The sequence below is a fragment of the Paraburkholderia sp. GAS33 genome, assembly GCF_050436645.1.
In the GTDB taxonomy this organism is placed as follows: Bacteria; Pseudomonadota; Gammaproteobacteria; order Burkholderiales; family Burkholderiaceae; genus Paraburkholderia; species Paraburkholderia phenazinium_B.
Genome location: NZ_JBNDMP010000005.1, coordinates 142179 through 165051 on the forward strand (window position 1 = coordinate 142179; position 22873 = coordinate 165051).

Annotated in this window: 19 protein-coding genes and 1 pseudogene; 9 read left to right on the plus strand and 11 right to left on the minus strand. The window is 61.6% G+C overall.

What is annotated here, in order from left to right:
• Nucleotides 1–269 precede the first annotated feature (269 nt).
• Nucleotides 270–569, plus strand: a complete 300-nt coding sequence (locus tag P3T24_RS17140) for a 4a-hydroxytetrahydrobiopterin dehydratase (RefSeq protein ID WP_074262958.1) — start codon at nt 270–272, stop codon at nt 567–569.
• A gap of 86 nt (nt 570–655) precedes the next feature.
• On the opposite strand, the gene P3T24_RS17145 is transcribed toward P3T24_RS17140, so the two are convergent.
• The gene (locus P3T24_RS17145) at nt 656–880 is read right to left on the minus strand and encodes a DUF3717 domain-containing protein (RefSeq protein WP_074262959.1); all 225 of its coding nucleotides are present in this window, start codon (nt 878–880) and stop codon (nt 656–658) included.
• 121 nt (nt 881–1001) lie between these two features.
• Here P3T24_RS17145 and P3T24_RS17150 point away from each other — a divergent pair, with 121 nt between their 5' ends.
• Nucleotides 1002–1688 (plus strand): response regulator transcription factor, encoded by a 687-nt coding sequence (locus P3T24_RS17150; RefSeq protein ID WP_074262960.1) that lies wholly within the window; start codon nt 1002–1004, stop codon nt 1686–1688.
• 152 nt (nt 1689–1840) lie between these two features.
• Nucleotides 1841–3332: pseudogene (locus P3T24_RS17155) on the plus strand (sensor histidine kinase N-terminal domain-containing protein); the annotation flags it as partial.
• A 71-nt stretch (nt 3333–3403) separates the two neighbouring features.
• Here P3T24_RS17155 and P3T24_RS17160 read toward each other — a convergent pair.
• The 7 genes from P3T24_RS17160 to mnmC form a co-directional block, all read right to left on the minus strand.
• The gene (locus tag P3T24_RS17160; protein WP_074265886.1) at nt 3404–3886 is read right to left on the minus strand and encodes an SET domain-containing protein; all 483 of its coding nucleotides are present in this window, start codon (nt 3884–3886) and stop codon (nt 3404–3406) included.
• A gap of 220 nt (nt 3887–4106) precedes the next feature.
• A complete protein-coding gene (locus P3T24_RS17165; protein WP_429406618.1) occupies nt 4107–5219 on the minus strand; it encodes an NADH:flavin oxidoreductase/NADH oxidase in 1113 nt (370 codons plus the stop codon).
• A 134-nt stretch (nt 5220–5353) separates the two neighbouring features.
• Nucleotides 5354–6067, minus strand: a complete 714-nt coding sequence (locus P3T24_RS17170; RefSeq protein WP_074262962.1) for a glutamine amidotransferase — start codon at nt 6065–6067, stop codon at nt 5354–5356.
• A gap of 117 nt (nt 6068–6184) precedes the next feature.
• Complete coding sequence (locus tag P3T24_RS17175) at nt 6185–6823, minus strand: MarR family winged helix-turn-helix transcriptional regulator (protein ID WP_074262963.1); 639 nt, start codon at nt 6821–6823, stop codon at nt 6185–6187.
• Between the two features lie 621 nt (nt 6824–7444).
• Nucleotides 7445–8560 (minus strand): YbdK family carboxylate-amine ligase, encoded by a 1116-nt coding sequence (locus P3T24_RS17180; RefSeq protein ID WP_429436304.1) that lies wholly within the window; start codon nt 8558–8560, stop codon nt 7445–7447.
• A gap of 141 nt (nt 8561–8701) precedes the next feature.
• Nucleotides 8702–9904, minus strand: coding sequence for a cation:proton antiporter (locus P3T24_RS17185; protein ID WP_429287696.1), 1203 nt, complete (start codon nt 9902–9904; stop codon nt 8702–8704).
• Between the two features lie 867 nt (nt 9905–10771).
• Nucleotides 10772–12739 carry a bifunctional tRNA (5-methylaminomethyl-2-thiouridine)(34)-methyltransferase MnmD/FAD-dependent 5-carboxymethylaminomethyl-2-thiouridine(34) oxidoreductase MnmC gene (gene mnmC, locus P3T24_RS17190; RefSeq protein ID WP_429436307.1) on the minus strand — a complete coding sequence of 656 codons (1968 nt, stop codon included), beginning with the start codon at nt 12737–12739 and terminating at the stop codon, nt 10772–10774.
• 445 nt (nt 12740–13184) lie between these two features.
• Here mnmC and P3T24_RS17195 point away from each other — a divergent pair, with 445 nt between their 5' ends.
• Entirely contained in the window at nt 13185–13463 is a 279-nt protein-coding gene (locus tag P3T24_RS17195) for an HU family DNA-binding protein (RefSeq protein ID WP_074262967.1), read from the plus strand.
• 66 nt (nt 13464–13529) lie between these two features.
• On the opposite strand, the gene P3T24_RS17200 is transcribed toward P3T24_RS17195, so the two are convergent.
• Both P3T24_RS17200 and P3T24_RS17205 read right to left on the minus strand, forming a co-directional pair.
• Nucleotides 13530–14825 (minus strand): GTP-binding protein, encoded by a 1296-nt coding sequence (locus P3T24_RS17200; RefSeq protein ID WP_429436309.1) that lies wholly within the window; start codon nt 14823–14825, stop codon nt 13530–13532.
• A 130-nt stretch (nt 14826–14955) separates the two neighbouring features.
• Nucleotides 14956–15402, minus strand: coding sequence for a lytic transglycosylase domain-containing protein (locus P3T24_RS17205; RefSeq protein ID WP_074262969.1), 447 nt, complete (start codon nt 15400–15402; stop codon nt 14956–14958).
• A gap of 519 nt (nt 15403–15921) precedes the next feature.
• On the opposite strand from P3T24_RS17205, the gene gspD reads away from it, so the two are divergent.
• From gspD to gspF, 3 genes are read left to right on the plus strand one after another with little or no spacing between them, the layout of a single operon-like run.
• The gene (gene gspD, locus P3T24_RS17210) at nt 15922–18309 is read left to right on the plus strand and encodes a type II secretion system secretin GspD (protein WP_074262970.1); all 2388 of its coding nucleotides are present in this window, start codon (nt 15922–15924) and stop codon (nt 18307–18309) included.
• The gene (gene gspE / locus P3T24_RS17215) at nt 18306–19859 is read left to right on the plus strand and encodes a type II secretion system ATPase GspE (RefSeq protein WP_429436311.1); all 1554 of its coding nucleotides are present in this window, start codon (nt 18306–18308) and stop codon (nt 19857–19859) included. The genes gspD and gspE overlap by 4 nt, the downstream gene beginning before the upstream one ends.
• Before the next feature lie 4 nt (nt 19860–19863).
• Nucleotides 19864–21081 (plus strand): type II secretion system inner membrane protein GspF, encoded by a 1218-nt coding sequence (gspF, locus tag P3T24_RS17220; protein WP_074262972.1) that lies wholly within the window; start codon nt 19864–19866, stop codon nt 21079–21081.
• 68 nt (nt 21082–21149) lie between these two features.
• Here gspF and P3T24_RS17225 read toward each other — a convergent pair whose 3' ends face one another.
• Nucleotides 21150–21572 (minus strand): type II secretion system protein N, encoded by a 423-nt coding sequence (locus P3T24_RS17225; RefSeq protein WP_254368734.1) that lies wholly within the window; start codon nt 21570–21572, stop codon nt 21150–21152.
• A gap of 207 nt (nt 21573–21779) precedes the next feature.
• Between P3T24_RS17225 and gspG the strand changes: the two genes are divergently transcribed.
• Both gspG and P3T24_RS17235 read left to right on the plus strand, forming a co-directional pair.
• Nucleotides 21780–22244 carry a type II secretion system major pseudopilin GspG gene (gene gspG, locus P3T24_RS17230; RefSeq protein WP_074262973.1) on the plus strand — a complete coding sequence of 155 codons (465 nt, stop codon included), beginning with the start codon at nt 21780–21782 and terminating at the stop codon, nt 22242–22244.
• Nucleotides 22245–22287: 43 nt separating this feature from the next.
• Nucleotides 22288–22863, plus strand: a complete 576-nt coding sequence (locus P3T24_RS17235) for a GspH/FimT family pseudopilin (protein ID WP_429436314.1) — start codon at nt 22288–22290, stop codon at nt 22861–22863.
• Nucleotides 22864–22873 lie beyond the last annotated feature (10 nt).

Genomic DNA, 22873 nt, shown 5'->3' on the forward strand with positions numbered 1-22873 from the left:
ACGCTCTCTATAAGCATTTACCGCACCGCGCATAGCAATGTCTGAGCCGCCTGACACATGAAGCCGTCGCAACGAGTCCGACCAGCATACCTCTCCTGCGCGGCCGTCACCTCCGCACATGCTCAAACACGCATCGCCCTGCGCCGAGCCTTGATCCGTGAAAAAATAGGCCAATGTCCGCGCAATGCGCGCCGCTCCGATGCGGGCGCGCTACCGGCCGCCAAGACGGTTGCGCTAAGGTGCACCACTGCAGATCAGGAGGTATCCTCATGATTCACAAACTCACTTCCGAAGAGCGTTCCACGCAATTGGGCGAGTTGCGCGGCTGGGTAGCCGTAGCCGGCCGCGACGCGATCCAGCGACAACTCAAGTTTGCCGATTTCAACGAGGCGTTCGGTTTCATGACGCGGGTCGCAATCAAGGCCCAGGAAATGGACCACCACCCGGAGTGGTTCAACGTCTATAACAAGGTGGAGATCACCTTGTCGACGCATGAGGCGAATGGGCTAACGGAACGGGACATTTTGCTGGCCCGTTTTATCGATCAGATCGCCATAGGGGCACAGTAAAACTGGTGGTGAATGTCGTGCATAAAAGTGCGTTTGCAGTACGATGAAAGCGCTTTGCAGGCATTCAGACGCGCAAACCTTCACTTCTACAGGCCATTCTTAAGGCGAACGTAAGAATTCCATGCTTCCCTCGCGGTCTCATCCAAACCTTCCGGTGGTAGCGCGTTCCGACGCTGTACAATCATCAGCGCATACGGCTTGGAGAGCGCGCTTGCCTCCTTGCACAGAACGAGTTCGTCGCCGCTCGAAGGTGAGCGGGCGCGCCAGAAGTTGATCGCGGCTTCCAGTTCGTGGATCGTTATATCGGACATGACTCTCGTGATCGCTCGATGGACGCGCAGGTACGGCGACGCCGCCAGGCACCCTGTGCAGCAGGCGCCCCGGCGAACCGCGTGCCCGAACGCCTAAACCCATTGTACTTGAGCGAAACCCATGCGACTCCTTCTGATCGAAGATGACCGCCCCATCGCACGCGGCATCCAAAGCAGTCTCGAACAAGCCGGCTTCACGGTCGACATGGTCCACGACGGCATTTTCGCCGAACAGGCCCTCACGCAAAACCGTCACGAGCTCGTGATCCTCGATCTGGGCTTGCCTGGCATCGACGGCATGACGTTGCTCTCGCGTTTTCGCCAGAGCAACCGGCATACGCCGGTGATCGTGCTGACCGCGCGCGACGAACTGAACGACCGCGTCCAGGGCCTGAATTCCGGCGCCGACGACTACATGCTGAAACCGTTTGAACCGGCCGAGCTCGAAGCGCGCATCCGTGCCGTGATGCGCCGCAGCGGTCCGCACGGCGACATGCCGCGTCCGGAAGTTTCATTGGGCGGCGTGCGGCTGTCGGGCGTCGACCGCCGCATCTTCAACGACGACAAGCCGCTCGAACTGTCGCCGCGCGAATTCGCGGTGCTCGAAATGCTGCTGCTGCGTCATGGCCGCGTGGTCAGCAAAGCGCAGTTGCAGGATCATCTGACGCACTTCGGCGGCGATCTCGGCGACACCGCGATCGAAGTCTACGTGCACCGTGTGCGCAAAAAGCTCGAAAACTGCCGTGTCGAAATCGTCACGGTGCGTGGCTTCGGCTACCTGTTGCAGGAAATCCGTCAGGCCGCATAATGGCCATGAAGGTCCAGGGTCGCCATCGCGGCCCGATGACCTGACGGCGCTGGGCCGGCATGGCGCATCCATCGCGAGGATGCGCGGTTCGCCGTTGCCCAGCGGCTTTCAGCGGCTCACGTGCCGCTCGGCCTCTTTTATCGCGTTCGACCATGCCCCACCCGGCCGCGAATAGCCTGCGTCGCACGCTGCTGCGCCGCCTTGCCGCTCCCCTCTCCCTGCTCGCTCTGATGAGCGGCCTGATCGCTTACTGGCTCGCGTGGCAATACACGCAGCACGTGGTCGACCGGTCGCTGGCGGACCTCGCCACGGCCATCTCCAGACAAATCCAGATTGCTGGCCCGAATGCGAAGGCGACGGTGCCGCCGCTCGCCCAGGCCATGTTCTCCGATCCGATCGAGCACCTGATCTACCGGATCAGCGACGGCGACACTGAAATCGCCGGCGATGCCAAGCTGCCGCTGCAGGGCAAAAGCGTGCGCATCATGCACTACGCCTACGTGTTCGAAACGCAGTATCAAGGCGTCACGATGCGGGTTGCGCAGGTACGCGTCGATCAGCCAACGGGCAACCCGATCGTCATCGAGGTGGGGCAGCCGGTCGAGCACCGCATCGAGATCGCCGCCGAATTCCTGGTTGCCATCATGATGCCGTTGCTGCTGCTGCTGCTCGCCGGCTGGGTAATCGTATGGCGGGTGGTGAACCAGCAGCTCAACCCACTCACCGATCTGGCCGACTCGCTGAACCGGCAGACCCACACGTCGCTCGAGCCGGTTGACGAAACCTACGTGCCGGTCGAAATCCGTCCGCTGACGGGTGCACTGAACGCGCTGCTCGACCGCCTGAAATCCGCACTCGACGCCCAGCGCAAGTTCATCGCTGACGCAGCACATCAGCTGCGCACGCCGCTTACCGCCGTCAAATTGCATGCGGAACAGGCGGCCATCGCCCGCGATCCGCAACACACGTTGGCGGCCGTGCGTGAACTGCGCGCCGCTGCGGACCGTGCGGTGCGTCTGTCGAACCAGTTGTTATCGCTGGCGCGCGCCGAGCCTGGCGAGCAGGCCGCACGCTTCGTCAACGTCGACATGGCGGCGCTCGCCTTCGACACCGGTGCCGAATGGGTGCCGCGTGCGCTCGCCGTGCACGTCGACCTCGGTTTCCAGCGTCTGGACGACCCCGCCAACGATCGCCCGCTGATCGCGCGCGGCAACCCGGTGCTGCTGCATGAGGTGATTGCCAACCTGCTCGACAACGCGCTGAAGTATGTGCCGCCCTCGCGCTTCGACGGCGGGCGTATCACGGTCACCGTCTCGCAGAGCACCGTCGGCGATGTGCGGATGGCTGAGATCGTCGTCGAAGATAACGGGCCTGGTGTGCCGCTGGTGCAGCAGGCTGATCTCTTCAAACGGTTTTTCCGCGGCGACGGCCAGAGCGAAAATGGTGTCGATAGCGGCGCGGGCCTTGGCCTCGCCATCGTTCACGACATCATGGTGCTGCATCACGGCAGCGTGCATTACGAGGATGCACCAGAAGGCGGGGCCCGCTTTATCGTGCGGATTCCGCTCATTCGCGCCGAAGCAGTGCGCGACAACGAGAACCGGCGCACCAAAAAAATCGGCGCACCAGGCGCCGATCGATCTGTTATTTCGCAGTAGTTTTCTCGCCCTGGATGGCCGCGCCATGGCCGGCCATCCAAAGGCTGTGCGCGGGCACTACTTCTTCTTTTTCTTGCCCTTCTTGTCGCTCTTTTCCGGCGGCGCCAGCATGGTGCCACGGCACTTGCGCGCGCCGCACCGGCACTCGTACTCCTTCTGCAGCTTCTTGGTCTGACGTGCGTCAATCACGAGGCCGTAGTCGTAGAACAGTTCTTCGTCGGCCTCGATGTCGCGCAACGCATGAACGTACACGTGCCCGTCGATTTCTTCGGCTTCGCAGTTCGGCGCGCACGAGTGGTTGATCCAGCGCGCGCTATTGCCGTCCACCTTGCCGTCGATGACGCCCCCGCCATCCAGCGCGAAGTAAAACGTATGGTTCGGCTCTTTCGGATTGTGTGGATGACGTCGCAAAGCTTCTTTCCACGAGATCCGCTCGCCCTTGTATTCGATCAGGCGCTCGCCGGCCGCAATCGGTTCGACCGCAAACACGCCTTTGCCATGCACTCCAGAACGGCGCACGGCGATCCTGCGTGAACTCATTGAATGAATCCTTGTGAAGAACTTGAGGTGAACATCCCGGCTCTCGTCAGCACCGGCGACACGCCAGCAGCCGGATTTTCCGACGCGAATAGCAAACGCGGCGCCATGCAGGCGCCGCGTCATCTTGCAACGCACTTGCGTCACATCCGGCATCGTACACGCTTGCTATGGCTTCCTTCAACCGTCAAACAAGCATCAGCATGTTGTGCCGGCGACAGATCTAACGCTGTCCGAACGAAATCTCACCAAACAGCGCTTTCTGATCGCGCGGTTGCGAGCGCCAGTATTGCGGCGGCGCTTCGACTGTCGCGCCCAGTTGGGCGGCGGCATGCCACGGCCAGCGCGGGTTGTAGAGCAGTCCGCGAGCCAATGCGATCAGGTCTGCGTCACCCTCTTCGATCAGTTGCTCGGCGTGCAGCGGATCGGTGATGAGACCCACTGCGATCGTGGGGAGACCCGTAGCCTGCTTCACCGCGCGCGCGAACGGAACCTGATAACCCGGTTCGAGCGGGATCTTCTGCAACGGCGAGACGCCTCCTGACGACACGTCGATCCAGTCGCAACCGCGCTTTTTCAACTCCTGCGCGAAGGCGATCGTGTCGTCGAGACTCCAGCCGCCTTCAACCCAGTCGGTTGCGGAAACCCGCACGCCGACCGGCTTGTCGGCCGGAAACGCGGCGCGCACGATTTCGAATATCTCCAGCGGAAAGCGCATGCGGTTTTCACGCGAACCGCCATATTCGTCCTGGCGTTGATTGGCGATCGGCGACAGGAACTGATGCAGCAGATAGCCGTGTGCGCCATGCACTTCCAGCGCGTCGATACCAAGACGCGCTGCGCGTCGGGCCGATGCCGCAAACGCCTCGCGAATGCGGTTAAGCCCCGGCGTATCGAGCGCGAGCGGCGGTTCCTCGCCTGCTTTGTGCGGCAGCGAAGACGGTGCGTGGGGCAACCACCCGCCCTCGGCAACCGGAATCAGTTGACCGCCGTCCCATGGCGTGTGGCTCGAGGCCTTGCGCCCGGCGTGCGCGAGTTGCATCGCGACCGGGATCGAGGAGTGTTTGCGGATAGCTGCAAGCACCGGCACGAGTGCGGCTTCGGTCGCGTCGTCCCAGAGGCCGAGATCGCCCGGGGTGATGCGGCCATCGGGTTCGACCGCCGTGGCCTCGATGCACAGCATGCCTGCGCCCGATAACGCCATGCTGCCCAGATGGATCATGTGCCATGCGGTCGCCTCGCCGCGCTCGGCGGAGTATTGACACATTGGCGACACAACAATGCGATTAGCAAGTGTCACGCTACGCAGCGTGAGCGGAGAGAAAAGCGCGCTCATGGATTACGCCTTTGGGATTGCGGAAGAGCGAATGAGGATAGCACCGTGCCCGATTCGTTGCTGGACAGCAGTACGTATCCATCAGCCGCGGCACCCGATGCCCGGCCGCTATTGCGCCTGGCACTACGTACGGTTTATGCCTTCTTCTCGACCTGATCGAGCCACTCGCCGAACATCAGGCGCGCGCCCTCTTCCAGGCGCGGACCCAACCGGGCGGTATCGGCACGGAGTTCACGCACATCGATGCCTTCAGAGGCGATTTCCCCGGCATTGCCGATCAGCCAGGGCTCGAAACGGTCGGCCCGGATTTCCGGGTGGCATTGCAGGCCGAGCACATGTTTGCCCCAGCTGAACGCCTGGTTTTCGCAGGCGACTGTGGACGCAAGGTGCGTCGCGCCTGCGGGCAGGTCGAAAGTATCGCCGTGCCAATGAAGCATGGAGGTCAGTGCGCCGTCCAGATGCCGAAGCGGCGACGCGCGTCCGGCTTCCGTCAGCGTGAGCGGCGTCCAGCCAAGTTCGGTCTGAGGTGCGCGGTAGACCCGCGCGCCGAGCGCGCGTGCAATCAGTTGCGCGCCAAGGCAAATGCCGAGGGTCGGCAAACCTGCCGCGATACGCTTTTCGATCATCGACAACAGCGGCGTAATGGTCGGATAGCGCGCATCGTCAATGGCGCTGATCGGGCCGCCGAGAATGACCATCAGCGAAGGCGCAACAGGATCCGGCGCCTCGATGCGGGCAAATCCGACATCGAGATAACGCACCGGCCGGCTGCGCTCGCCCAGCACCAGTTCGAGACTGCCCAGATCTTCGAAGTGGACATGGCGAATAGCCAGAACTTCGTGATTCATCGGCACATCTCACCCTCAGTTTGAACAAAAAATAAGTCGTCCGACGGCACAAAACCGGCCAGGCAGGCCGCGTCGAGCGGCTGCCATGACCGGTTTCGCCTTACAGCAGACCTCGCGTTACTGCGCGTAGATCTTCCAGATTTTCTTCTGGGTCGCGACGTCAGCCGTTTCGTGAACGGAGCAATCCAGGCGCACTTCCGTATCCGACATGTTCAGGTCGAGCAGCTTGCAATGATGCGGCGTCTTCTTCGCATTCTTGCTCGGCTCGAAGTGCGTACACGTCAGACACATGCGGTGCGGCGGGATGTCGTCCTGCTCTTCGAGCTGACGAACCGTCTTCAGCAAGGTGCGGTAGAACAGCGCCTGCTCGTCGTCACGCAGTGTACCGACTGCCTTCGACAGGAAGTCCGGCCATTGCGCAGCGCGCTTGGCTGCCGTGCGGCCACGAGCCGTCAGGCGTACCGCGAGGGCGCGGCCGTCGTCCAGCGCACGGCGCTTTTCGACCAGTCCCTTGCTTTCCAAAGTGCTGACTGCGTCGCTCGTTGTCGCGGCCGTCAAAGCCGTTTCACGTGCGATCTCGCCCAGACGCATCGGACCCTTGCGTTGCATCAGCAACACCAGAATCTCGCCCTGGGTCGGCGTCAGTCCCGCGCCTTCGGCCCACTCCCATGCCTGGCTTCGCATGGCCGTGCTCAGTCGCAATAGGCTGTGGGTAACTCGCCCGGTTGCCTGCTCTCCGTATACGCCTTCGCTCATAATCTTTCGTTGGTTATTGACAGCATGCCGCTGTTTAGCTGGCCGTCGGGTGCCAAACACGCCGGCAGCCTGTGTGGGGGCAGCCTCGCCCGAACCACGGACGGACTGAATCAACTATCTCGAAAATGTACCGCTTCGTACGCCATTGCTGGCACACGCTACAACACTTTTTTGCTATCTCCGACACAGTCGCCTCCCTGAAACCGGTCTGCGACTCCACCATGCCGAAGCAGCGAAAACGACATTCTATGCGAGAGCGGCCAATCGTACAGCTAAGTTATTCACGCTCACCTGTGGATAACCACTGAAAAAGGCCCGGGACTGCCTGTGCACCGATTCTTGACAAGCCTTTCGCCCCCTCTGCGCCCGCAAAGTTATCCGGACTTTCCACCCTGGATCCTCGTCCGAACCGCGCAGTTATCATTAACGCATGACTTTGACTTTTCAGGGAATTATTCAGTTGTCCACAGGCCGGTGTCATGCTTGTTAACTACTACTACGTATGTATACGTAAACTTTGGAAATCTCTAAGGAACACTTACTGGAATCAGGACGACGAAAAAAATTCGCAAAAAATTCTCCGTCTGCAGATTCCAGCCGGGCATCGCCGACCTTATTCGCTTACGCGCGCCACTGCAAACATTGTTGCCGAACCGCCTCATGCAACGATTTTTCATGTTCGAAGACCGTGCGTAACCAGGTTGCATCGTTGACCTGACCACGCGCAATCGAAGCGACTTCGGCCAGCGCTTTCCCCGAACCGAGCGCCTCGGCATGCGGCGCGATCCGATCCAGTGTCTCGAGAATGTCTTCTGAAATCGTTTTACGCTCGCCGGTCTGCGGATCGATACAGGTTCCCTCCAGTCCAAAGCGGCACGCTTCGAAACGATTAAATGTGTAGACAAGGTAATCGTCTTCCTTCGGCGTCAGCGGTTTATCGAGCAGCAGATGACGCGCAAGGGTCTGGATGTAGCAGGCAATCGCCGCGGCCCGGTCGACCGACAGCGGCGTGTCCATCACCCGCACCTCGATCGTGCCGAAGCCCGGCTTCGGACGAATGTCCCAGTAAAAATCCTTCATGCTGTTTACGACACCCGTGTGAACCATCTTCGAAAAGTACTCTTCGAAGCTGTCCCACGTCAGCATGAACGGCGCGCGGCCTGACAGCGGAAAGGCAAAAACCGAATTCAGACGCGCCGAATGAAAGCCGGTATCGACGCCTTGCACGAACGGTGAGGATGCCGAAAGCGCGATGAAGTGTGGAATAAAACGCGACATCGAGTGTAGGAGAAACAGCGCGCTGTCCGAATTCGGACAGCCGATATGCACGTGCTGGCCGAACACGGTGAACTGCTTGGCGAGGTAGCCATACAACTCGGAAAGGTACTGAAAGCGAGGCGTGTCGACAATCTGCCTGTCGCTCCATTGCTGGAAAGCGTGGGTGCCGCCGCCGCACAAGCCAACGTTCAGATGATCGGCGGCGCTGACCAGCGTGTCGCGGATCGTGCGCAGATCGGTCAACGCCTGCTCATGCGACGTGCAGATGCCGGTCGAGAGTTCGATCATGCTTTCGGTGATCTCCGGCGTGATGTTGCCGGGGATTTTTTCATCCTTGATGAGCCGCAACAGATCGGAGCCAGCTTTGGTCAGATCATAGTCATGAGTATTGACGATCTGCATCTCGAGTTCGATACCGAAGGTGAACGGTTGCGAATCGACGAAGCGTTCGAGTGACATGGCGTCCCCTGATTCAAGTCCGCGGGACAGGCTAAACCTGCCCCGCCGTTTCAATGTTCAATGTCGCATATGCATGCAGAAATGCGGCGCACGGCATTGCGGCGCGCAGCTTTGCGCGCAACGCGGCAGCGGGCGAGCCGCTCATTCTCGCCGTTCGCCCACCAGCGCAAGTGAGCGATACACGAGCCACGGTCCCACAATCTGTAGTACAACGATCGAACACATCATGATCGCGCGCAAGCCGGGATCCAGATTCGGATAGAGGCTGTAGGTATCGTCAACCAGCAGATAGGCGAGCGCGGACATCGGCGAAAGCGAAAGTCCAAGCGCAACACCCTGCTTCCAGTTCAATCCGCTCGGTTTCGCGAAGGCGAGCACGCCAACCAGTTTGCCAACAAGGCGCGCAAGGATCAGTCCAAGTGCCGCGAGTCCGCCAATGCCGATGTCTTTCCATTCGAACGACGTCAACGTCAGCACGAAAAGAATCACGGTCAGCAACCAGCCCGCAGTGCCGAAATGCTGCGGCCAAAGCTGCGGCCGCGCTTCCATGTTCTTCACGATGATGCCGGCGGCGAGCAGACTGAGAATCGTCGAAAGCTTGAACAGATGTGCGATCGCAATGGCCAGCAGCACAAGTCCGAACAATGCGACGAAAGAATGCTCGTCCTGCATGTTCATACGGCGATAGAAAAAGATGCAGGTGCGTGCGAGCGCAAACGCGAGAACCAGTGAGCCGATCAACAGGTAAAGCGGTTGCAGGATCGTGGCGAATGCGTTGCCGTAGGTTTCCTGATGCAACCATCCTGACACAAGTTTTTCGATCACAACCGCGTACATGCTGTTGAGCGCTGTCAAAGTCAACAAACGCTGCGTGACCTGACCTTCTGCACGCAACTCTGTTTTCAGCTGGATCACCATGGCAGGCGAAGTGGCCATCGCGATCGCCGCGAGCACCAGGGCAACGATTAGCTGGACATGAAGAAACAGCAGCACTGGCAACACCAGCACGAACGTCAGTGTCGATTCCGCGATGCTCGAGAGAATCAACCAGGGGTTGCGGCGGATCCAGCGCAAGTCGAGCCGGCTGCCGAGTTCGAACAGCAAAAGGCCGAGCGCGACATCGAGTAAGGGTCGGGCAGCTTTCGCCGAAACGGTATCGATCACACCGAAGCCTGCGGCACCAGCCACCAGACCAATAACGGCGTAACCGGAAATGCGTGGCAAGCGCCACGCGCGATAGCAGAGTTCGCCGCACAAACCAGCGGCGAGCAATGCGAGCCCTGCCCAGAAAATGGCATCAGGTGAGAGCGGCCAGCCGGGGAAGAATGAAAACGCCGACTTCATCTTGGTGGGTTCTCCTTTGTCGATCCGAGTTAGCGCTTTAGCGCTTACTCGGGTCCCATGCAGTTTTATCGCGGTCGACTGGGGTTGGCGCTTTAGCGCCTACTCCAGTCCCATGCAACAGAGTTGCTGTGAGCAACGGCAGGCGACACGAACCGGCGGAACACCGGTGACCCCATCAACACACGATGCCTTCATCGCTGCGTGTGTTTTGTGCCGACCAGCGTTGCGAAATACAACGATTGGATGAAAGAGCGCCGTCGATCTGAATCAGAGTCCGATGGACCGGCACCGTTCCATTGGTGCGTCTGCCGTTTGACGGAGGGCAGGACGCGGAAAGAACGGCGATTGTGCCATAGCTTTTCCGGGTCTACGGAAACCACTCGAATTGCGGCCTGAAGCGGTAAAAATGAGCGTATTTCGCAGCAGAACAAGAAAAAGCGACCGGTTTGGATTCTGCTCTGACGCTCAGATGTCTGTCACTTCACCAATCTGCGACGTCGGTGTTTTCTTTTTTGCCGAGCCGCAAAAGTCCCTGCGATCCAGGTTTTTGCATTCTCGATAAGCGCCGTCTCACCGCGGTCTTTCTGTTTATTGGTTTACTCGTATGTATACGTAGTAGCAGTTAACAAGTCCGGACCATTTCTGTGGATAAGTCATGTTTACCGAGCCGAATCAGCGCGTTGTCGAACGCACAACCCGCTGCACAGGATGTGCGGTTGAGGCCAGGAGCCGGGGGTAACTTTTTGCGTTTCTGGTGCGCGACGAAGTTACCCCGTTTACGTCCACACGCCGTCCACATCACTTGCGCCTGCATTCCGACAGGTTATCCACAGTCTGACGTGGATAACTTTTCGCCTGGCTGGCTGCCTACCGGGCTGTTCCATGACGCAATGCACGTAGTAGAAAACGTGCGGGGTCGAGATCTTCGGCGAGGTCGCGCTCGATCGGCCAGGGTTCGCCTTCGATCTGCGAGGCGATCAGCTCGGCGCCGAGGCCGGCCCAGACGAGGCCGCGGGAACCATAGGCGAACGCACCGTATAAACCGTCCGCGCGCGGCAGATCGAGTGGCCACGCGCCGCGCAGACGCTCCCGGTCCTGGATGGCGGCGGCTTCGTCGGCGAGCGCGCCGATCATCGGCAGGCGGTCGCTCGTTACACAGCGAAATGCGACGCGCCCGGCTAGTGACGCAGCATGCTGCTGGTCAAAGGCAGTAGCGAAGCTGGGCAACATCTGTGCGAGACGTTGCAGATTTTCGATGTGTCCCGCAGCCTGCATGGAGCGCCCGGGATCGTCGATATCGTAGGTTGCCCCTGTCAGCGTGACGCCATCGGGCAACGGCACGGCGTAGCCTTCGCCGATCACGGGCAGCGCGGGCGACGGCACGCTGCCGGCGGGCAGCAAGGTCAATTGACCGCGCACGCTTTGGGTTGGCGCGTATCGCAAGCCGGCGACGCGCGCGGCGTCATGTGCGTTTGCAAAGATCACGACCGGTGCGCGCGCAAGCGTGTGTCCATTCGCGTCGAGCACGTTCCATTGATTGCCCGAACGTTCGACATGCGCGGCTTCAACGCCAAAACGGCGCTCGAGCCGTTGACCCGCCGCTGCGCATTGAGCCGCGCAAAGGGTGACGGGATCGATCCAGCCTCCATGTGGAAACAGCCATCCGCCGTGTGCAGCCGGAAGCTTCGCAATCCTCTCTGCCTGCACACGTTCGAGCGGTGTCACGTAGTCAGATGGATAACCGAACGCCGCCAGGGACGCCGCCATCATGCTGGCTTCTTCGTCGGTCGCGGCGAGTTGCAGCAGGCCTTCCGCGCCGCGTACCGGGCGATGTCCCGCGTGCGCCAGCATCGCCCAGCGCTGCAGTGCATATAGAAAGCCGGCGCGGGTGATGCGCGAGGCGACGCTGTCATCACGCGAGAGCATGGGATGAAATACGCCAGCGGGATTGCCCGAAGCATCGCGAGCCAACGCATCGTGCCGTTCGAGCGAGGTCACCTGCCAGCCTCGTGCGGTGAGCCGCTCGATCAATGCGCAGCCTGCTAGCCCCGCCCCGATCACGACCGCATGCCGGTCGTCCACGGCGAGCGGCGCGGGCGGTTCGTGCCGCCGCACTCTCCAGCGTGGCGCAAAACGGCCCACCAGCATGGCGCGTTTCCAGCCGAAGCCCTCGACCTTGCGATACTCGAAGCCAGTCTGGGTGAGTGCGCGTTTCACGTCGCCCGAGCTCGTGTAGGTCGAAAACGTAGCATCTTCGCCAGCGAGACGTGCGAGCGATTTGAAGATCGCCGGTGTCCACAATTCGGGATTTTTCGCTGGCGCGAAACCATCCAGATAGAACGCGTCGGCGCGCAGCCAGAGCGTCGGCAGGGTGTCGACGGCGTCGCCGAACACCAGTGTCAGCGAGACGCGCCCTCCTTCGAATTCAAGCCGGTGGGTGCCCGGAACCAGCATCGGCCATGCGTCGGCGAGGCTTTGTCCGAGGCCCGTAATCGATGCGTCCGCAACCGTCGCGGCATACGCGCGCAACAGATCAGCCCGTGAAAAAGGGTGTTTTTCCGTCGAAACGAAATGAAGCCGCTCGCATCTTGCGGAGTCGGCGCGCCACGCGGCCCAGGTCGTCAGGAAGTTGATGCCCATCCCGAAGCCCGTCTCGAGCACCGTAAAAATGCGTCGGCGCTGCCATCGTTCCGGCAGGCCGTTGCCTTGCAGGAAAACGTATTGCGCCTGGGCAAGACTGCCCACAGCGCTGTGATAGATGTCGTCGTGGCGAGGCGAAAACGGCGTGCCGTTGTCGCGAAACGCCAGCGTGGCAGGGATCAGCGGATCGGTCATGCAGTGTGAAAAACCTACGGACGAGCAGGTCAAGCGTTGCCGGACGAGGCGCGCCGGCCATCGCGCAGCAAGTCGCTAAAAGTCAGAAGCAAGCCAGCAGCGGCTCAAAACACGGCTGGAACGTTGGCAAAAACCAACGCCAGCCTCATGTAAAGCCCTGGTTAGGCGGCCGTTTCGATTCCAGGAATAGCAAAAATGGTAATTTCACGGCTGGATGGGGCCAACCAGCCTGTATTTCTTCGAAACCCTTGTCCAGATTGGGTTTGCGCTGCGCTATCATAGCAAGCGCCGCGAAGGGAAGCGGCAGCACGGTCGTCATTGCGCAAGCAGCCCGTCGCGTTGTCCGGGTAGCTGCACAGCCGTAGCTGCTCGACGGCGCGGCCCGCGCACGTATAATCGGCGCGTTCGCGCTGTTCGTGTCAACCTAAACCAGAAAGGAACCTTAATGAACAAACAGGAACTGATCGACGCCGTCGCAGGTCAGACGGGCGCCAGCAAGGCTCAAACCGGCGAAACGCTGGACACGTTGCTCGAAGTGATCAAGAAGGCTGTGTCGAAGGGTGATGCGGTCCAGTTGATCGGTTTTGGTAGCTTCGGTTCGGGCAAGCGCGCAGCACGTACGGGACGTAACCCGAAGACCGGCGAGACCATCAAGATCCCGGCTGCCAAGACCGTCAAGTTCACGGCTGGCAAGGCGTTCAAGGACGCAGTCAACAAGCGCTAAGCACAGCAGTGCTCCGTTGTTGAAACCCGCCTCGGGCGGGTTTTTTTTCGTCTGAACGACGCACGCTCAGTGATGGTGATGGACGATTTCACCATCGCCGTGGTCGTGATCATGATCGTGATCTTCTTCGGCATCGAAATCCCAAGCCGGGAATGGATCGGCAAATTGCAGCCATCCCTGCGGCCCCAGCGCGTATTCATCGTCGGTAAGTAGGCACGCATCGAACTTTGCGCTCCACACGGCCGGGTCGATACCAACGCCGATCATCACCAGTTCCTGACGCCGGTCGCCGACGCTGAAGTCGTTCGCGTCGCCATGCCAGTCGGCGGCGATTTCCGCAGCGAGTTCGTCGTCGCCGTCGGGCCATTCACTGCGATCCTGGGCGGCCCACCACATTCCCGCTGGGCCGTGGCGGCATGCGCCGCCTGCTTGTGAAAGCGAGCCGGCAATGTCGTTACGCGTGGCGAGCCAGAAGAAACCCTTGCTGCGTAGCACGCCTTTCCATTCTTCATGCAGCAGTGCCCACAGACGCTCGGGATGAAACGGCCGGCGCGCGCGATAAACGAAATTGCCGATGCCGAATTCGTCGGCTTCGCCGCTGTGATCGTGCCCGTGCTCGTGATCATGCTCCAGCGACGCGAGCCAGCCGGGCGCGCTCGACGCCGCATCGAAATCGAAGCGCTTCGTGTTCAGCACTTCTTCGAGCGGCACCACGCCAAAGCGGCTCACCACCTGCACGGCGCGCGGATTGATGCGCGCGAGAATCCGCTGCAGGCGCGTCAGATCGTCCGCACTGACGAGATCGACCTTGTTCACCACCAGTACGTCGCAGAACTCGATCTGTTCGATCAGCAATTCCACCAGCGTGCGGTCGTCTTCTTCGCTCGCTGCAATGCCGCGTTCGGCGAGCGCGTCGGCCGAACCGTAATCGCGCAGGAAGTTGAAGGCGTCGACGACCGTCACCATCGTGTCGAGGCGCGCGACATCGGAGAGCGACTTGCCGTCATCGTCGACGAAGGTAAAGGTTTCGGCGATCGGCATCGGCTCGGCGATGCCGGTCGATTCGATCAGGATCGCGTCGAAACGCTGCTCGCCGGCAAGACGCCGGATCTCGACCAGCAGGTCGTCGCGTAGCGTGCAGCAGATGCAACCGTTGCTCATCTCGACAAGCTGTTCTTCGAGGTGCGAGAGCGCGGCGGCGTCGCGCACGAGCGTCGCGTCGATGTTGACGGCGGCCAGATCGTTGACGATCACGGCCACGCGCAGACCGGCGCGGTTGGCAAGAATATGGTTCAGGAGCGTGGTCTTGCCGGCGCCCAGAAAACCGGAGAGCACGGTGACGGGCAGAGTCGGCTGGTTCATCGCAGTACGGAAACGGAGAGGTAAGGAGGCGTGCCGGGCACTCAAGCGCAGTCGCAGGGCCGATGGCAGCACGAAGCCGCATTGTGCATCAAACCCGCGCCGTTCGCGCAAACTCCGGCCAAGCCACCCCTTAGTGCGACGCCGCGATCAGGTTCCACTTACGCAGGATACCGACAATCTGCTGCGCATACTGGTCGCGCAGCGACGGCGTTTCCGAATGGTAGGCGCCCACCGCTTGCCAGGTGTTGCCGTACTTGTTCATCTGCTGGCGCAGATGCCAGGCGGCAATATAGACGTTCTTGCACGGTTCCATCAGCGTGTTGCTGGAGATGCCATACAGGGCCAGCGTGGGGAGATGAACGGAGTTGATCTGCATCAGGCCGTAGTCGGTCGAGCCGTTGGCGTTCTTATGCAGCGCGTCGGGCCGGTTGTGCGACTCCTGCCAGGCAATTGCCCGCAAGATCAGCGGATTGACCTTCTGATAACGGGCAGCCTCATCGAAACAGTCGGCGTGCGCCTGCCCCGCTGCGAACAGCGTGCCGAGTACCGTAGCGACAGTCAGAAGAGTCCGTTTCATCGGTCAAGATGACTAAGCAATTCACATAGGTAAGATGCGGTAAGGCATTTTGCTCGCGCCTAGCATGCACCTGTGCATGCCCGCAAACCCGCCAACACCGAGCCTGTGGCGGACATCGGGGAAAACCCGCGTAGCCAAACCTGCGTCCGGCAGGATGATCGGCTCGTATGATACCGGCAGGCAGTCGAGCGTCAAGTCGGCTAACGGATATAAGCGCGCTAAAAACGAACCTCGCAGACGGGTCGGGCAAATCCTCACCAAAGCTTTCAAAATTTTTACGTTGTGCGAGCTTGTTTAGAGTAATCACACCGGAGCCGTTGTTTTGTGACAAATCCGACATGAAAAACTGTTACTGTTCGTTTTTTCCGGACATAGGTTGGAAGGCAGTCGGGGTTGTCAGCGCCCGCGGGGGCGATGACAAGCCGTGGGGACCGCTGGTACGCACCTATGTTTGCTGCGCATGACAGCGGGTCGCTTCGGCGGTCGGCATCGACATCAAACTCCATGAGAAGAAATCGTATGGCATTGCGTCGCGTCGCAACGGCGCTGCTGGTGGCTGGCCTGATCGGTGCGCAGACCGCACACGCCCAGGTGACACTCAACTTCGTCAACGCCGACATCGATCAGGTGGCCAGGGCGATTGGCGCTGCAACCGGGAAGACGATCATCGTCGACCCGCGCGTCAAGGGTCAGTTAAACCTCGTCTCCGAAAATCCGGTGCCCGAGGACCAGGCGCTCAAGACCCTGCAGTCTGCTTTACGGATGCAAGGCTTCGCGCTGGTAGAGGATCATGGCGTGCTGAAGGTCGTGCCGGAAGCCGATGCCAAGCTGCAGGGCGTACCGACTTACGTCGGCAATACTCCGGTGGCGCGCGGCGATCAGGTGATCACGCAGGTGTTCCAGCTCAGGAACGAATCGGCCAATAACGTGCTGCCGGTGCTGCGTCCGCTGATCTCGCCGAACAATACGGTGGCGGCCTATCCGTCCAACAACACGATTGTCGTGACGGACTACGCCGACAACGTGCGCCGGATCGCCCAGATCATCGCCGGCATCGACACGGCTGCGGGCACGCAGGTTTCGGTGGTGCCGTTGAGAAACGCCAACGCGCTCGACATCGCACCGCAACTGACGAAGATGCTCGATCCGGGTGCGATCGGTGCGACCGATGCGACGCTGAAGGTATCGGTTACCGCCGACGCACGCACCAACTCGCTGCTGATCCGAGCATCGAACGGCGCGCGCCTTGCGGCCGCGAAGGAGCTGGCGAAGCAGCTCGATGCGCCGAGCGCCGTGCCCGGCAACATGCATGTCGTGCCACTGCGCAACGCAGATGCGGCGACGCTCGCGAAGACCTTGCGCGGCATGCTGGGTAAAGGCGGCGACAGCGGCTCATCGAGCGGATCGAACAATGCGAATTCGTTCAACGCGAGCGGCAGTTCAGGCAGTTCGTATGGCAGCAGTTCGACGGGCACCTCGGGCACCCCACCGCTGCCGTCGGGCGGACTCGGAGGCGGCTCGAGTTCGTCGCCGCTCGGCGGAGGCGCCAGCTCGGGCGCAGCCGGCGCTTCTGGCGATACGATCGGCACCGACAAGGACAAGAGCAGTGACGACAACCAGCCTGGCGGCATGATCCAGGCGGACGCGGCAACCAACTCACTGATCATCACGGCGCCCGAAGCGGTCTATCGTAACCTGCGCTCGGTGATCGACCAGCTGGATGCACGGCGCGCCCAGGTCTATATCGAGGCGCTGATCGTCGAGCTGAACTCCAACACGAATGCCAATCTCGGCATTCAGTGGCAAGTCGCGAACAACTCGGTGCTGGCCGGCACCAACCTGGCAACCGGCACCGGCAATAGCATTATCAATCTGACGGCTGCTGCGGCGACGGGCGGCCTGGCCGCCGGCGGTCTCGCCAGTGCGCTTACGACCAGCAACCTCCAGCAAGGTCTCAATGTTGGTTGGGTGCACAACATTTTCGGTGTGCAGGGACTCGGTGCGTTGTTGCAGGCCCTGTCGCAGACCGCCGACGCAAACGTGCTGTCGACGCCTAACCTGATCACGCTCGACAACGAGGAAGCCAAGATCGTCGTCGGTACGAACGTGCCGATCCAGACGGGTTCGTATTCGAACCTGACGAGCGGCACCTCGAGCGCGGCGTTCAATACTTATGACCGCGTCGACGTGGGTCTGACGCTGCACGTCAAGCCGCAGATCACCGACGGCGGGATTCTCAAGCTGCAGCTCTACACGGAAGATTCGGCGATCGTCACCGGCACGACCAACGCGACGACCAACCCGGCGGGCCCGGAGTTCACCAAGCGTTCGATCCAGTCGACGGTGCTCGCCGATAACGGCGAGATCATCGTGCTGGGCGGCCTGATGCAGGACAACTACCAGGTCAGCAACAGCAAGGTGCCGCTGCTGGGCGACATTCCGTGGATCGGCCAACTGTTTCGCTCGGAATCGAAGAGTCGCAACAAGACTAACCTGATGGTGTTCCTGCGTCCCGTGATCATCACCGATCACGCTACCGCGCAGGCCGTGACGGAGAACCGTTACGACTACATCCAGGGCGTGCAGGGTGCGTACAAGTCGGATAACAACCTGATCAAGGACAAGGACGATCCGGTGGTACCGCCGATGCCGATCGGCCCGGCCGAGGGCGGTGCGCCCGCGATGAACCTGTTCAATCTTGACGAGATGCGCCGTCAGCAGATGGCGCCGCCGGCTCCCGCTTCCCGGGCGCCGGTGTCGAATGGCGGTGCTGTTCCGAACGGTGGCGCCGTTCAGAGTGGCGGTGCCGTCCAGAATGGCGGTGCGGTGCCGAATGGTGCTGCAGTCCAGACTAATCCTGTGCCGACCAACTCGCCTGTGACCACGGCGCCGGGAGCGCAGCCGTGAGTACGCCGTCCACACCGTCGTCAGGTTCTGCGTCTTCGGCAGCGACCCGGGCCGGTGCCGCGACGACGCCCGCATTGGCGGTGGAGCCTGCCGAGCGCGGCGCGTCATCGGCAGTCGCCGCACGGCTCGTGCCCTATGGCTTCGCGCGCAGTGGCCAGATTCTGGTTGCGCATCAGCACGCCGACAGCCTCGAAGTCTGGATCAGTGAACGCACGAGCGATGCTGCGCTCGCCGAGGTCGCGCGTAATTTCGGCGCTCTCACGGTAGTGCGTTTGCCCGCTGACGAACTCGCGCTGGCAATCAACCAGGCCTATGCACGCCACGATGGCAGTGCAGCCCAGGTGGTGGGCGAAGTGGAAGGTGAAGTCGATCTGTCGCGTCTGATGCAGGAGATCCCGGAGGTCGAGGATCTGCTCGAATCGGAAGACGATGCGCCGATCATCCGCATGATCAACGCCCTTCTCACCCAGGCGGCGCGAGAACAGGCTTCGGATATTCACATCGAGCCGTTCGAGAATGCCTCGGTGGTGCGCTTTCGCGTCGACGGTACGCTGCGCGACGTCGTGCGGCCGAAGAAGGCGCTGCACGGCGCGTTGATCTCGCGGATCAAGATCATGGCGCAGCTCGATATCGCCGAAAAGCGCTTGCCGCAGGATGGCCGGATCACGCTGCGCGTGGGTGGCCGCCCGGTCGATGTGCGGGTTTCGACGTTGCCGACCGGGCACGGCGAGCGCGCGGTGTTGCGTCTGCTCGAGAAAGACGCGTCGCGTCTGAATCTGGAAGCGCTCGGCATGGGCGCGGACACGTTGGTCAAGTTCGACAAGCTGATCGGCCGCCCGCACGGCATCGTGCTGGTGACCGGGCCGACCGGCTCAGGCAAGACAACGACGCTCTACGCGTCGATGTCGCGGCTCGAGACGGCGACGACCAACATCATGACGGTCGAAGACCCGATCGAATATGACCTGTCGGGCATCGGCCAGACTCAGGTCAACGAGCGGATCGGTATGACTTTCGCGCGGGCGCTGCGCTCGATTCTGCGGCAGGATCCGGACATCATCATGATTGGTGAAATCCGCGATCTCGAGACCGCGCAGATTGCTGTGCAGGCTTCCCTCACCGGTCACCTGGTGCTGGCGACGCTGCACACCAACGACGCGGCCTCCGCCGTAACGCGTTTGACCGACATGGGTGTCGAGCCTTACCTGCTGGCTTCGTCGCTGCTCGGCGTGCTGGCGCAACGTCTGGTGCGCAGGCTCTGTCCTGTGTGCCGCGAAGAGCGCCCCGACGCGGACGGGCGCATGCAGTGGCATCCGGTGGGTTGCGAGAAGTGCGGCCACTCCGGTTACGCAGGACGGCGCGGTGTGTACGAGTTGCTGTTGATCGACGATGCGATCCGCACGCTGGTCCACCGTAACGCGGCCGATTCGGAGATCCTCGCGGCGGGTCGTGCCCAGGGCATGCGGACGCTGCGCGAGGACGCCGACCGCTGGCTCGCTTCCGGCCTGACCTCGCTCGAAGAAGTGATCCGCGTGACGGGCGGAGCATAACCCCATGCCGGCATTTCGTTTCGAAGCGATCGATGCGACGGGCAAGGCGCAGAAAGGCGTACTCGACGCGGATAGCGCGCGCGGCGCCCGCACGCATCTGCGCGGCCAGGGGCTTACGCCGCTGATCGTCGAGCCAGCCTCGACCCGCACGCGCGGCGAGCGCAATCAGCGGCTCTCGTTGGGGCGCCGTCTGTCGCAACGCGAGCAGGCCATTCTCACGCGTCAGCTTGCCAGCTTGCTGATCGCCGGCTTACCGCTCGACGAAGCGCTCGGTGTGCTGACCGAACAGTCGGAGCGCGACTACATCCGCGAGCTGATGGCGTCGATTCGCGCGGAAGTGCTTGGCGGCCATTCGCTCGCCAATGCACTGCACCAGCATCCGAAAGATTTTCCCGAGATCTACCGTGCACTCGTGGCCGCCGGCGAACATACCGGCAAGCTGGGTCTCGTGCTGTCGCGTCTTGCCGACTATATCGAGCAACGTAACGCGCTCAAGCAGAAGATCGTGCTGGCCTTCACGTATCCGACCATCGTCACGATCATCGCTTTCGGCATCGTCACGTTCCTGTTGAGCTATGTCGTGCCGCAGGTCGTCAACGTGTTTGCGAGCACCAAGCAGCAGTTGCCGGTGCTGACCATCATGATGATGGCGCTCTCCGGCTTCGTGCGGAAATGGTGGTGGGCGGTGCTGATCGCGGTCGTGCTGGTGGCGTATATCGTGCGGTCGATTCTGGCGCAGCCCGGCCCGCGTCTCGCCTTCGACCGCTGGCTGCTGACCGCCCCGCTGCTCGGCAAGCTGGTACGCGGCTACAACACCGTGCGCTTTGCCAGCACGCTCGGCATTCTGACCGCAGCGGGTGTGCCGATTCTGCGCGCGCTGCAGGCGGCAAGCGAAACGCTCAGCAACCGCGCCATGCGCGACAACATCGACGACGCGATTGTGCGCGTGCGTGAAGGGACATCGCTGTCGCGTGCACTGGGTAATACGAAGACGTTTCCGCCGGTGCTGGTGCACCTGATCCGTTCAGGCGAAGCGACCGGCGACGTGACGACGATGCTCGATCGCGCGGCTGAAGGCGAATCCAACGAACTCGAGCGGCGCACGATGTTCCTGACGAGCCTGCTCGAGCCGTTGCTGATTCTCGCGATGGGGGGCGTGGTGCTGGTGATCGTGCTGGCGGTGATGCTGCCGATCATCGAGTTGAACAACCTGGTGCAATGAAGCCTTCAGGCGCGCGGCCACGATGGACGCGCGCTCGATGCTTGCGAAGTGGCTGGCGGCGGGTTTGCCTAGCGCACGTAGATGGTGGGGCCGGCGGGATTGGCAGGCAGGAACACTTCGGAGCGCACACCGTTGCGGTCGATGATGATCGAACGGGGGCGCACTTCGTAGAGCTTGGCGCCTTGCATGATGGCGCTGCCGAGCGAGACGGCCCGCGGCGGTTCGCCACCCGCGCTGAGGATGGCGGCGCCGCCTTCCTGAAGCGAGAGGATACCGAACAGGCGCACGTCCTGGTTGGCGCTGCGCTGCAGTTGGCCGCCGAACAGCGTGGCCGCCTGGTCGACCGAGACCGGCGGGTTCACGGCGGCAGCGGGCAACGGGCCGCCTCGCAGCGCGGTGAGCGTGACGACCCAGTAAGTGAGCGTCGCGCAGAACACGGCGAACAGTGCGAGCGACAGAAGGCGAATTTGGATGGCGTTCATGCGCATCATTGTACGGACTATTGTGAAATTTGCGTTGGGGGAAAGTGCCCCTGCCTGGAGGGGGAACGAGAAACCTGGGACGGCCCGGCGTTTTCTCGCAACCCTTCAACTGCATGACATTAAAATGACAGAACGGGAGTGTTAAATCGCACGCTGATCCTGGCTGGCGCAACACTCGCCCGACACGAAAATCTTCCTGAAAAGAGGTAGCAAGCTATGCAAATGTGGACCACTCGCCGCACTGAAATCGCGGGTCTGCGCAACCGTCGTCAGCGTGGTTTCACGCTGATCGAAATCATGGTGGTGATCGCGATTCTCGGCATCCTGGCCGCGCTGATCGTCCCGAAGATCATGAGCCGGCCAGATGAAGCGCGGCGCGTCGCTGCGAAGCAGGACATCGGCACGATCATGCAGGCGTTGAAGCTGTACCGTCTCGACAATGGCCGCTACCCGACTCAGGACCAGGGGCTGCGTGCATTGATTGAAAAGCCCTCGACCGATCCGGTCCCGAACAACTGGAAGGACGGTGGTTACCTCGAGCGTCTGCCGAACGATCCGTGGGGCAATGGGTATCAGTATCTGAATCCGGGCGTGCACGGTGAAATCGACGTGTTCAGTTACGGCGCCGACGGCAAACCGGGTGGCGAAGGTAACGACGCCGACATAGGCTCGTGGGAATGACCGGTTGAGTTTATTGCGCGCACTCTCGCTTATCGCCGGCACCATGTCTCTGTCCGCTTGCAAGTCTCGTGTTGCCCCGGCGCATCTGGCGAAGGTGTCGTACGCGGCGTCTCACGACGCCTGGCAGCAAACCGTCGCGGCCACGCCGGACGGACGTCGGCGTGCGAGCCGGCAGATTGGCTTTACGTTGCTGGAGATGCTGGTGGTGCTGGTGATTGCCGGGCTGCTGGTGTCGCTGGCGTCGCTCGCGGTGACGCGCAATCCACGCACGGATCTGAATGAAGAAGCGCAACGCCTGGCGTTGCTGTTTGAATCGGCCGGCGACGAAGCGCAGGTGCGGGCCCGGCCGATTGCGTGGCAGCCGTTCGATGGCGGCTTTCGCTTCGATATGCACACCGACGACGGCTGGCGTCCTTTGCGTGACGATCTGCTGGGTGCGCGTCGCTGGGAAGGCGGCGTGACGAGCGTGTCAATCGACTATCCGGGTTCGGACGTGCATCCGTCGCGGCTGGTGTTCGGCACGGAGAGCATCGACGCGCCGGTGCAGATCACGCTGTTTTCCGCTGTCGGTCAGGCGCGGATCGTGGGAATGGGCAATGGCCGCTATGAGGTGCGTTGAGATGAGCGGC

Bases quoted from the DNA above. Each gene is read 5' to 3' on its own strand.
- P3T24_RS17140 (WP_074262958.1), top strand. From the start codon at position 270: ATGATTCACAAACTCACTTCCGAAGAGCGTTCCACGCAATTGGGCGAG.
- P3T24_RS17145 (WP_074262959.1), bottom strand. From the start codon at position 880: ATGTCCGATATAACGATCCACGAACTGGAAGCCGCGATCAACTTCTGG.
- P3T24_RS17150 (WP_074262960.1), top strand. From the start codon at position 1,002: ATGCGACTCCTTCTGATCGAAGATGACCGCCCCATCGCACGCGGCATC.
- P3T24_RS17160 (WP_074265886.1), bottom strand. From the start codon at position 3,886: ATGAGTTCACGCAGGATCGCCGTGCGCCGTTCTGGAGTGCATGGCAAA.
- P3T24_RS17165 (WP_429406618.1), bottom strand. From the start codon at position 5,219: ATGAGCGCGCTTTTCTCTCCGCTCACGCTGCGTAGCGTGACACTTGCT.
- P3T24_RS17170 (WP_074262962.1), bottom strand. From the start codon at position 6,067: ATGAATCACGAAGTTCTGGCTATTCGCCATGTCCACTTCGAAGATCTG.
- P3T24_RS17175 (WP_074262963.1), bottom strand. From the start codon at position 6,823: ATGAGCGAAGGCGTATACGGAGAGCAGGCAACCGGGCGAGTTACCCAC.
- P3T24_RS17180 (WP_429436304.1), bottom strand. From the start codon at position 8,560: ATGTCACTCGAACGCTTCGTCGATTCGCAACCGTTCACCTTCGGTATC.
- P3T24_RS17185 (WP_429287696.1), bottom strand. From the start codon at position 9,904: ATGAAGTCGGCGTTTTCATTCTTCCCCGGCTGGCCGCTCTCACCTGAT.
- mnmC (WP_429436307.1), bottom strand. From the start codon at position 12,739: ATGACCGATCCGCTGATCCCTGCCACGCTGGCGTTTCGCGACAACGGC.
- P3T24_RS17195 (WP_074262967.1), top strand. From the start codon at position 13,185: ATGAACAAACAGGAACTGATCGACGCCGTCGCAGGTCAGACGGGCGCC.
- P3T24_RS17200 (WP_429436309.1), bottom strand. From the start codon at position 14,825: ATGAACCAGCCGACTCTGCCCGTCACCGTGCTCTCCGGTTTTCTGGGC.
- P3T24_RS17205 (WP_074262969.1), bottom strand. From the start codon at position 15,402: ATGAAACGGACTCTTCTGACTGTCGCTACGGTACTCGGCACGCTGTTC.
- gspD (WP_074262970.1), top strand. From the start codon at position 15,922: ATGGCATTGCGTCGCGTCGCAACGGCGCTGCTGGTGGCTGGCCTGATC.
- gspF (WP_074262972.1), top strand. From the start codon at position 19,864: ATGCCGGCATTTCGTTTCGAAGCGATCGATGCGACGGGCAAGGCGCAG.
- P3T24_RS17225 (WP_254368734.1), bottom strand. From the start codon at position 21,572: ATGATGCGCATGAACGCCATCCAAATTCGCCTTCTGTCGCTCGCACTG.
- gspG (WP_074262973.1), top strand. From the start codon at position 21,780: ATGCAAATGTGGACCACTCGCCGCACTGAAATCGCGGGTCTGCGCAAC.
- P3T24_RS17235 (WP_429436314.1), top strand. From the start codon at position 22,288: ATGTCTCTGTCCGCTTGCAAGTCTCGTGTTGCCCCGGCGCATCTGGCG.